This window comes from Pseudoduganella namucuonensis (genome assembly GCF_900116645.1).
GTDB lineage: Bacteria > Pseudomonadota > Gammaproteobacteria > Burkholderiales > Burkholderiaceae_D > Rugamonas > Rugamonas namucuonensis.
The window spans coordinates 1-10,382 of the sequence record NZ_FPBO01000076.1; the positions used below are offsets into that span (position 1 = coordinate 1).

Here is a 10,382-nt window from a genome sequence, read left to right on the forward strand (position 1 = left end):
CGGGCGTGGACACTGAAATTCGTGCGCTGGTACAACCAGGAGCACAAGCACAGCGGACTGAAATTTGTGACGCCGGCGCAGCGTCACACTGGCCAGGATGCGGCCATTCTGGCGCGCCGCGAGCAGGTCTATCGTGACGCCAAGAACCGCAATCCTCAGCGCTGGTCGCAGGACACGAGGAATTGGAAACTGGAAGATCAGGTCTGGTTGAATCCGGAACGGATTCGGCCAGAAGAACTACAGCAAGCAGCTTGAGATGACACGACAACTACGTTGACAAACGCCGTCATTGGCGCAGTCAAGTCGCTAGCCCCATCAGGCACAGGAATGCCACGCATCAGAGAGCAGCTTGCTTTTCCACAGGTTTGCTGCAGCCCGTGCCAATGCACAGCACCGCCGTTGTCGGAAGATACTTCAGTAAAAAAGCTTCCGCTAATTTTTTCTCATCAGGGAGCGTTTGCCGCAGTTGCTGCAACTGATCAAAATATGGTTGGGCAGGAATCGCATAAGGAACGACCCTTGAACCCGCCGGGTCGAGCAAAATGTACAGCTAGGACAGCTTGGTGTCGCGGAAGTGCCAATCACAGCATATATGGATTTCATCGCTAATCTCCCCATAGTCACAGCCTAAGATTATGCGTTTGCACAACATCGTACTTGAGAAAAATCAACACATGGTCGCAGACGTCGGGTTTCGGGGCATTTTTCGACCGCGGCGCGGGGGACGTCGACCTCGGTTCGTATGGTCGCCATCGAAAATCGGCGGAAATGGGACACCACTTGCGGATGACGCCAAGTTAATCGCGACGACCGCGAAGGAACGCAAAAAAAATGCCCGCTACAGGAGCGGGCGAATCCAATTGGTTGAGGATTGGAGGAGACGGGTTGATTATGTCGCAGCGCGGCATATCAATCCAATGGATAGTTTTGATGAGTGATATGCGGGCAAGTTATATCGCTCCCGTTCCCTGCTCGGAGGTCGTCACCCGGTGGTCCCGCCTGCGGAGCGCGTGCACACGGGCACCTATGGACACTCGACTGCTGGGAAAAAACCGGTGCCCCCCCGGCATTCCCGCCGAATAGGTATCGTATGGAACATTGGCCTTACGTCGCGTACTGGTCAAGATCGATCACGCGGTCCGCCATTTCCGCCAGCTCCGGCGTGTGCGAGATGAAAAACTCCCGCGCGTATCCTCCTACCCGTAATACCTCGCGTTTCATCTCCATGAAGCGCCGCTTGTGCTGCGCGTCGAACGCGCCGTCGGCCTCGTCCGAGAACAGCGTGGCGCTGCGCCGGCCGTCCGCTTGCGCGAGATAGAGCGCCATGGCGCGGGTCAGGCATTCGTTGATCCAGATCCGCTCGCCGCCGCTCATCCTGGTGACGCTCTTGACGGTATCGCGCTGGGCATCGTGCACGGTGATATCGAAGCCCTCGCGCAGTTCGCCCTTCGCGGTCGCGACCTGGGTCTTGATCGACACCGTGAAACGCGGGCCGTAGCAGGCCAGCAGCAACTGGTTGGCCAGCGCGGACAGTTCCGGCCCGGCGTCGTCGATGGCGAGCGCGATGATGCCGTCATTGCCCAGCGCCTTGGCCAGCAACGACCACATTTCCATCTGCTCGTCCAGCCGCGCTAGGCCGCGTTCCCGCCGCCCGCAATCCTGCTCCTTGACGGCGATCTGTCGGCGCAGTTCTTCGGCGTGGTCACGCGCGCGCAACGCGGCGAGCTGCGCTTGTTCCGCCGTCCGAAGCTGCGCTTGGGCCTGTTCGCATTCCTGGGCCGCGCGGCCGATGGCGCCAAGATCGGGAGGGGGCGGCAGCGAGGCCAGCTGTGCATCGAGTCGAGCGACAGCCGCGCAGGGCCGCGCCGCCTCCTCACGGCGCCGGACCAGCTCGGAGAGGCGCCGTTCCTGCGCTTGGTACTCGTGATCGTCGGCGGCGCGCTCTGCCGCACTGTGGTCGGCGGCAGTTGCGAGCCGGTCTTCGACTTCTGTCAACAAGGGCGCCGCCAGGGCCAGCGCCTCGCGGCGGGCGGCCTGCCGCTCGGCGTGCGCCAGCCGACGCGCCGTGCATTGCTGGCGCTGCTCGGCCCGCGCAAGCGCCGCGCACATGCTGGCGATGCCGGACGCTCCCGCGCGCAAGCCATTGATCTCATCGACGATGGCCGTGTAGGCTGCATTCAGCCGCGCCACGACCGCCCCGGCGTCCGGCAGCAACGCATGCGCGGCGTGCGCGTCACCCAGAAGCTTGCACCCTGTCTGCATCGGCATGCCGGAGCAGGGGACCTCGCGCGTCAGCGACAGGCGCCGGCGCAACTCCTGCGCCTTCAGCGCGGCTTGCCCGGCCTCGCGCTCAACGGCCATCTGGCGGGCTTGCGCCAGCGCCAGGTCCGCAGCCAGCTTTTCCTTGCGCGCGAGGCTTTGCCGCAATTCCGACACCACGGATGCGCGCCGCCCCGCCAGATGCTGGAACAGGGGAACATGGGCAGCGGCGAGGGCCGCCCGGCGCTCCTGCTCGCGCGAGGCCAGCAACGTCGTACGTTGGGCGCGCAGCGATGCCAGACCTGTTTCGCGCGAGGCGGCGCGCTGCGCGTGGCGCTGCGCCATGTCGTCCCGCGCCGCTTCCTCTCCACCGATGGCGTTGTCGAGTTCCTCGATGGTTTGCCGCCAGCCCGTCAATGCCGTGCCGCGTTCGGCCAGCAGTTGGACGCGCCGGGCCTCCTGGCCCGCAGCCACATCCGCCTCGGCCCGCAGGGCGGCCAGCGTGTTTCGCCGCGCGTCGAGCCTGGCGGCGGCGACGTTGCGGTTTTGCCGTGCGAGTTCGGATTGGGCTGTGGTGTCGCCCATCTCGGCCAGTTCATGGCGCAACGCGTGGACCGCCTGGCGCTGCGCCTCGCATTGCGTCCTTGCCGCGCGTTGGCCGCAGCGCAGCAGGCGTAGCACCTCGTTAGCACGTTCGCCGCGCTCCCGCACAGCATCCAGGCGCAGCAGGTCGGCCAGCAGGCTTTTGATCTCTCCGTTGCGATACGCTGATAGCTGGCGCCGCTGCTGGGCGGAGAACGCCGTGCTGAAGAAGGTTGCCGCCGGGCCCGCGATGCCTTCCACCAGGCGCCCGTAGGTCTCCATCCTGCCGTCGGACACGGTGCCGTCGCCCAAGCGGGCGGGCGTCCAGCTTTTTTCGCCGAACTCGTGCAGGTACGCTTCGGTGCGGCGCTTGCCGCCCACCCGGATGACGATCTGGCTGCGGTAGCGCGTGTCGCCCATCCGCCATTCCAGTTCCTTGTGGTTTTCCGGCAGATACACTTCGTCGTAGTAGGAAAACGCACCCAGTCCATCGGCGCCGGCGCGCGAGGGCATGACGGGGTAGGGCGTCATGTTGTCGAGGAGGGTACTCTTGCCGCGCCCGTTGCCGCCGGTGAGCGCGACGAGCATCGCGCCGCCGGTCTCCCGCTCGAAGTCGATGACGAGGCTTTCGCGTCCCATGCCATCGCGGATGCCGTTAAAGCCGGTGAGGGTGAGTTTCAGCGGGATCATGATGGTTCCTTTCATGCGATGAGTTCGGTGGCAGGTTCCGTATGAACCCATGATCCGTCCGGCTCGGCTTTCGTCAACGCGTCGCATTGCGCATCCGGCGCCAGCAGGCGCGTCGCGATCGCCTCCGGGCTGGCGCAGTCGAGATCGTCCAGACGGGCGAGCAGGGGATCCGCGTGCACCGACGCGGCCTTGGCCCAGGCGCGCAGTTGCAATGCGAGATGGGTGGTGCGCGCGATCCCCGCCGCCCTGGCGCGCGACACCGGCATCACGCGCCCCTCCAGCTTGACGCCGGCGGCGCCGGACAGTGCGGCCAGGATGGCGTCGCGGTCCACCTGGTGCCGCGCCTCCTCGGCCACGCACCAGCGCACGCGCACGCGCGCATCGGACAGATCGTGCTCCCGGGCGAATACCTCCAGCGCGGCCAAGTCGGGCGGGCCGTCGAACACCAGCTCGTGGGTGCGGCGCGCCGGGGTGGGGACGAGCACCGCGTCGGCGCCATCGGCTTCAACCTGCCACACCATAAAACCCTTGTCGCCTTCCTCGCCGTAGTGGAGCCTGCCGATCGATCCCGGGTAGGCGATCAGGTGCGCGCCATCTCGCCAGCTCTGGTGCTTGTGGATGTGGCCCAGCAGGAAGCCGCTGGCACGGACCGCGAACAGCGTCCCGGTCGTGAATTCGTGGTCCAGCCCCGCCATGGGCACGCCGTGCTCCGTCATGCAGCCGTGGACGGTGCCGTGCGACACGCCGATGGAGGGGATGCCGAGCGTACGCGCGCGCTCGTGCGAGGGAGCCAGTCCGGCCAGCACCCGGGCCAGATGGCCGCCCATTGCGCTCGCCGCTTCGCCCGCGCCCACGGCGGCGACCAGGGCGGCCTTGTTCATCGTGGGCACGCAACTGCACAAGAGGCGCGCGCCGGCGGGAACCGTGTCGAAACGCCATCCCTCCGAGGCGCGCCAGCTGCCATCGGCCATCAGCGCGACCTGTCGCAGGCGGTCGGCGACGTGGATCGGGTGCCGGCCGCCCAGGAGCGGGAAGAGGCGCAGCATGCCCGGCGGCTCGTGGCTGTATGTCCCCTGCAGCAGCAATACCGGGCAGTGGTCCGCCAAGCGCCGGATCTGGCGCGCCAGCGCCGCGAAGGCCGGTGAATGCGCTGGCAGAGCGTGGTCGGTGGTGTCGCCGGTGATGACGGCGACGTCGACGCCCCGCCGAATGGCCTCGTCCACGGCGAATGCAAAGCATGGTCCCACTTCGGCCAGCGTGTCATCGGCATAGTGGAGGTCGGAAAAGTGGGCGATGGTGATCATGACTGCTCCTTTTGCTGAGGGCCGATTTCCACGTCGATGCGGGCGCGCAGGCCATCGGGGTCGCCCCGGTAGTTCGTCAACTCCGCCAGTACGCGTTTGATGCCTTGCGCGTTGCGGCACCAGCCCGCGCCCCATGCCCAATCAAGGTAGGCGTCCAGGCGGCCCCGGTCGACACCAAGCTCCGCCCCGATGGCGTAGACGGCGGCATGCCCGGCACCTTCGGGCTTTGTTGCAGGAGCGGCGCTTGTTGCCGCGATTGCGTTCGCGGTCGGCTCTGTCGCTTGGACCGGCGCCGGCGCGTCCGTCTCGCCTGTCTCGACATAGGAATGAAACGCGGATTCAGCCGGTGCATTTCCTTGCAGCGTGCGCGCCGCCTCGTCGGCCAGTCTTAGTGCGCCGTGCTCGTCGTGCTGGGCGAGCAGCGCGGCCACGTCCACCGGCGCCTCCAGCTCGATGATCCAGTGCGCGCTGCGTACCGGCTGGCCGGTCTTGGCGTCAAGGTGCGACACCTCGCGCAGCTTCTTGGTGAGGTAGAAGGGCGTGCGCTGGCGATCGAGAAAGCCGGCGATGCGTCCGCCGCGCATGAACGCGATGGCTTCGAAGCGTTCTATGGCGCGCGACAAGGCATAGAAACTGTTGGTGTGCAGTTCGAAGGCGTCGAGCGAGCGGATGCCGGGGATGTAGAAGATGAATCGGCCCGACAGGTTGCACTGGCGGCTCTGGAATTCCGGGCAGCGCTCCGGATCGCACAGGCCGTCGTTTTCGGGGCGCGGCTGGGTGCCGCGTCCGCCAAAGGTGCGCAAGGCGCGCTGGCTGCGCTGATCGACCTTGGCGGGCGAGAACATCATGCAGCGCCGGGTCTGGCCGTCGCTGGAATATTCGCTCCAGTAGCGCTTCTCGCTGCGAGCCCAGCAGGCCAGTTCATGCGGCATCACGCTTTGCCACGCGTCGGCCGGGAAGATGACGGGGAAGCGGTACAGGCGGACTTCCCCATCGCCACGGTCCTCGCCGTGGGCATCAAGAATCTGCCCCGCGAGAGCCGGATTGGGGAAGTCGTTGGGACGCACGGTGAACCACGCGACGTTTTTGGGAGCGAGCGGCGTTTTCACGTCGGGGAAGCGTTCGGCGATCTTCCGCTCGATCTGTTCGAACGTCGCGCTATGGGCCAGGCCGTCCTCGTACAGCGCCCGGATCGCCGGATTGGCGGCCGCCGCCTTGGTCAGCACCTTGATGCCGGCGCGGATCTTGCCCGCCGTCGGTATCCGTGGTGGCTGGTGCCCGAGGATGGTGGTTGGAAGAAGGGCGGCGTTTTGAGCCGCCACCATGGGTTTGTTCATGTTTGCCTCCTGGTATCGCGGATGGGAACAGGTCCATCTTCCCACCGGACAGGGAGCGTGCAAGAGGCTACGGCGCCCGGGCGCGCATTCCTTGCTGCCGGCGCATCGTCGCTTGCGTTGCGGCGGCGCACTTGAGCAACCGCAGCACCGCCGGGCGCTTCAGCCCCAGCGCGTCGCCGATTTCCCGCGTCGAGGCGCCGTGCGCCTGCATGCGCAGTGCCGCCATGCGGCGTGCGCACGCGGTGTTGATTCCGGCCAGGCCACCATGGCTGAAAATGCGCCTGTAGATGTCGTGGATCTCCTTGCATGCCGCCTGGCCGCCGCGCGTGTGCCGCACCTGCAGCGGGCGGCCGTCGCGCGACAGGAACAGTCCGCTAACCGGATCCAGTCCACGAAAGCCGGCCGCGTCCTGGGTGCCCGGTTCCGCGCCCGGACGTTCGGCCAGGTAGGCGTCGATGGCCGAAATCGTCTCCGCGCAATCGAACGGCAAGGGCCGATCGGCGCCGTTCGACGCGATCGCGGCGCGCAGCACCGACTGTCGCCTGACATGTCCCGCCGCGTCGAGATAGTCCTGCACGGTCAACTGGGCGATTTCCATCGGCTTGGCGCCGGTGGAGAAGAGCACGAGCAAGAGTGCCTGGTCGCGCAGCGGACAGTGGCTGTGCCGCGCGATTTTCATCAGCAGCATGTCGATCTGCGCGGGCGTCAGCGTGGCCGGCGCGCGGTGTAGCATCGGCGCCGCGCTTGGACGGAAGTGCTCCAGCGCCTCCAGATATGCGTGGCGGTGGCTGCGCAAGAGGCTGGCCGAGGGAGATGCGTCCTCTTCGACGTCCAGCACGCCGACAATTTGCTGCAGCGTGTGCGCAAGACGGCGCACCCTGACCGACACGGTGCTCTTGGCGACGCCGTGCGCGGTGGCGATATGGTCGTATGAGATTCCTGCGGCGACCGCGCGCAGCATGGCTTGCGCGCTGGCGAGAACGGCTGGTTCCATGATTCGCCCTCCGGCTGATGAAGTTCCAGAGGATCTTCCAGCCAAGGCGCGCGTCAAGCCAGCGGAAAAGCGGCAAAAGATCATTGCTTTTCCGGCGTAGGAAAATTGACTGTTGACGCCGACGAGAAATTGTCCACGCGCGCCACGGCTCCTTCGCGGCGACATGCCTCGAAGTGTGGGATCCAAAAATCGGTGTCGTCAGCCATGCTTGCTCCTGTTTTAAGTTGAAACGGCAAGCATGCGGAATTCAGGATCAGCCTACAAGGTTGTCTCAATGGATCGCTTACCCGACGTAATCCACCCGTTGCGTTGCATGATAGCGACCACTATCTCGATTGATGGGAAATCCTCTGTACGCCAAACAAGACGCCCCAATTCGTCGATAAAATACACTTGTGACGAGTGATTGCGTGTGGAGGCACCGCCACGCTGTAAAGATGTTCGAATGACATTAATCCCTTCAGATGAAGGTACCGCTGCCACCCATGTCTTACGAGCGGCAAAGCGACTCAGCCAGGTGGATAGGCTGCGCGCGTTATCCATGGGATCGATGCTTAATGAAAGCATCTGAATATCTCCGCCCGCCGCCTTGGCGATGCTGTCCTGGATCTCTGCGAATAGCGCTCCCTGTAGCGGGCAGGTCTCGCTGCATCCAGTAAACATTAGCTGTAGAAGAGTTCGCCGACCTTGGATAATTTTGCGCAAAGGACTGTTCGTTCCATCATCGCGTACGACAGTTACGTCCATCGGAAGAGTAATCGGTGGATTGACGATACCGACCCCGTGAGCACTTGAAAAGCGAGGCAAGGCAAACGTCAAGCATGTTCCCGTGGCGATCATGAATCGACGTCGACTCGTTACCGTCACATCGTCTCGTTCATTTATCCTAACGACTCTCATGTTGGCTCCATTTAAGCGTAAGGTAGACCCACAGCGCATTGCACTGTGCTTCGTCGATTTCAAAGCGCGGCATGGCGCGGGTCAGGATGATGTACTGGGGATCGATCCCAGTACGAAGAGCTCGGCAGAAGCTATTTTTGTCGTATGCGGATGGTGGACCGCCGCGGCGGGCCTGCTTTTCCAATAAGCTCGCGCGGTCAAGTAAAGGCGCCGCTCGTGCTTCCAACCGTGCTTCAAGCCGGGGCGGCACTACACTAGCGTGGCAACTCGCGCATCTGCCGAGAGAGGCCGGCAAGTTCGATGAATGGCCAGTAATCCTGCCCAGTAGGGCTTCCTCGCCATTAAATATGCGCTTTCCGCGAGCATTTTCGTCAGGGCTGCCTGCCGCTTTGGTAGGGCCGATAGAGACGGCTAGTAACAATCCCAGCGAATAAAGCGATTGGCTTCTAATCGATCGATACATTGTGTTACCCGCTCGGTACTCAACGAAGCCGCAGCGTCGTCGAAATGCTCGGTACGCCATTCGCATCCAGCGCAAATAGCATATAGTAGCCTGGCGGCGCAATGCCGGAATTTTCTGGCATTCGAAGTGTGTAATTTTCCGCATCAGTTGCCGTGAATATAAGCGGTACGCGGCGTTGATCATTGTTGATCGAGTGTGTGACAGCACTTAAACGGATCAATGAAAATGCGCTTACTGCACCTCCTGTTTTCACTTGCACTGCGCTTTCATAGCTGACCTGACTCGGGGCCGAAGTAATGCTCGGACGGGTTGCAGCTGAGCCGTCCGCATTGAACAGATAAGGCGGAGTTAAAATCTGAACATCCATATGGTTCGTACTGCAGTTGAAATCGCATAAGCCACCGCCACCAATCAAGACACGTCCGTCGGGCAGAAGCAATGAAAAACTATGATAATTACGTGGTATCGTAAGCGCTCGCAAATTTGTGAAAATCTTGGTTTTTGGGTCCCACATTTCCGTCATCAAAACTGAGCGGTCATCAGAGAAAATCTTTACGTATGTCTGTCCTCCAGAAATGATGACCTGGCCATTCGGCAGCACCACGCTGTTATGCATTGCCCTTGCATAATTCATCGGCGCGATCTTTTCGACACGAGCACTGCTGTCACTGATATCAATAATATAAGCGGCCGCGCTAGCTGTTATTTCTTCATAGGCTGATGCGCCACCAACCTTGAGGATTTTGCCGATGTCATACATGATGGCGTTACCGTTCATGCTAGAGGCATCGTCACCACGATCACCCGCCGCACTTACCGTGCCGTTGCCATTGGTATCGACCCAATGCATCGTTACGCCGGGCCCGGCTTGGAAAACTCGACCATTTGCTTGCGCAAATAGCCACAGGTGGTTATCTCCTCGATAGGTGTCATCAGGATCTGTAGTAATAAACGGAACAATGGGGATGCCAGACATGAGGCGCCAGCCATCGCCATCGGTCCATACTTCCCCATCTTTTCCTCCGACTGGACCGCTCCAGGAGCCACCAAGTGTTAGCACGGACCCATTAGAGAGGAGTGTGTTACCTTGATAACCCCGGGCGATGTTCATTGGGTTCGAGGTAACCCAGGTGTCGGTACTTGGTTGATAGATGCTCGTCTTTTGGCTACTGGCGCCCCCGCTAACGAATAGTCTGCCGTCGGCGAGAAGGCTGGTGCCAGGGCAGAACATGTCGTGTTTAGTTTCAGTTACCACGTTACTCGACACCGATTGTGTAAACGGGTCAAACAGGGCTGTATAGGTATAACCTTGATCCTGACCAAAAAATGTTGTGGGGCTAGACGATGCCCAGGTTATTACTTTGCCGTTGGGAAGATTCGCAGCTGCAACCGGAACGATAGGGAATGGGATTGGCTCGCTTAACGCAGAGCGTAACGTCGATTGAGGCAATTGATAATCGCAGGATTTTGCAACGCCAAATGCTGGGTCACCGAAGACAGCGTTGCTGCATTGGATAGGGCCGGTAGCAGTGCGGTAAGCATAGCTACCATTGGCGCCATAGCGGACCTGAAGAGTTCCCGAAAACGTGCAGGTTTGATCCTCGGCGGCGCACCTCACCCATTCAGCGCCCGTCGGAGGTGGGTCGCCATCACCCGCGTAGTCACAGAACTTGTCGAAACCAAAAGCCGGGTCGCCAAACACTGCGTTATTGCAGTTGACAGAAGCCGTTGCTGTTTTGTATGCGTAGCTACCATTGACACCATAGCGAACTTCGCGCGTTCCGGTAAAAGTACAGACCTGATCTTCCGTAGCGCACTGTGTCCAGGTGGTCGTAGAGGGGGGGGGAGATGTC

Annotated in this window: 7 protein-coding genes and 1 pseudogene; 1 reads left to right on the plus strand and 7 read right to left on the minus strand. The window is 62.2% G+C overall.

All coding sequences use genetic code 11. The features are described 5' to 3' along the window. Positions 1–255, plus strand: a pseudogene (locus BM436_RS37410) (IS3 family transposase); the annotation flags it as partial. Positions 256–1,104: 849 nt separating this feature from the next. On the opposite strand, the gene BM436_RS35245 reads toward BM436_RS37410, so the two are convergent. The 7 genes from BM436_RS35245 to BM436_RS35270 all read right to left on the minus strand — a co-directional run. Further along, the gene (locus tag BM436_RS35245) at positions 1,105–3,531 is read right to left on the minus strand and encodes a structural maintenance of chromosomes family protein (RefSeq protein WP_093561594.1); all 2,427 of its coding nucleotides are present in this window, start codon (positions 3,529–3,531) and stop codon (positions 1,105–1,107) included. A gap of 11 nt (positions 3,532–3,542) precedes the next feature. Beyond that, positions 3,543–4,835 (minus strand): metallophosphoesterase family protein, encoded by a 1,293-nt coding sequence (locus BM436_RS35250; protein WP_177307820.1) that lies wholly within the window; start codon positions 4,833–4,835, stop codon positions 3,543–3,545. Then, positions 4,832–6,172: a recombination directionality factor gene (locus tag BM436_RS35255; RefSeq protein ID WP_093561595.1), complete on the minus strand. Its 1,341-nt coding sequence runs from the start codon at positions 6,170–6,172 to the stop codon at positions 4,832–4,834. The genes BM436_RS35250 and BM436_RS35255 overlap by 4 nt, the downstream gene beginning before the upstream one ends. Before the next feature lie 67 nt (positions 6,173–6,239). Next, entirely contained in the window at positions 6,240–7,166 is a 927-nt protein-coding gene (locus BM436_RS35260) for a tyrosine-type recombinase/integrase (protein ID WP_177307822.1), read from the minus strand. Positions 7,167–7,246: 80 nt separating this feature from the next. After that, positions 7,247–7,372 carry a hypothetical protein gene (locus BM436_RS38410; protein ID WP_259741459.1) on the minus strand — a complete coding sequence of 42 codons (126 nt, stop codon included), beginning with the start codon at positions 7,370–7,372 and terminating at the stop codon, positions 7,247–7,249. A 52-nt stretch (positions 7,373–7,424) separates the two neighbouring features. Next, positions 7,425–8,006, minus strand: a complete 582-nt coding sequence (locus BM436_RS36800; protein ID WP_143133498.1) for an SCO family protein — start codon at positions 8,004–8,006, stop codon at positions 7,425–7,427. 542 nt (positions 8,007–8,548) lie between these two features. Further along, the coding region (locus BM436_RS35270) for a galactose oxidase early set domain-containing protein (protein ID WP_143133499.1) at positions 8,549–10,382 on the minus strand (1,834 nt) is incomplete at its 5' end.

What these genes read in the sequence shown, in the direction of transcription:
- BM436_RS35245 (WP_093561594.1), bottom strand. Translation starts at nt 3,531, where the DNA reads ATGATCCCGCTGAAACTCACCCTCACCGGCTTTAACGGCATCCGCGAT.
- BM436_RS35250 (WP_177307820.1), bottom strand. Translation starts at nt 4,835, where the DNA reads ATGATCACCATCGCCCACTTTTCCGACCTCCACTATGCCGATGACACG.
- BM436_RS35255 (WP_093561595.1), bottom strand. Translation starts at nt 6,172, where the DNA reads ATGAACAAACCCATGGTGGCGGCTCAAAACGCCGCCCTTCTTCCAACC.
- BM436_RS35260 (WP_177307822.1), bottom strand. Translation starts at nt 7,166, where the DNA reads ATGGAACCAGCCGTTCTCGCCAGCGCGCAAGCCATGCTGCGCGCGGTC.
- BM436_RS38410 (WP_259741459.1), bottom strand. Translation starts at nt 7,372, where the DNA reads ATGGCTGACGACACCGATTTTTGGATCCCACACTTCGAGGCATGTCGC.
- BM436_RS36800 (WP_143133498.1), bottom strand. Translation starts at nt 8,006, where the DNA reads ATGATCGCCACGGGAACATGCTTGACGTTTGCCTTGCCTCGCTTTTCA.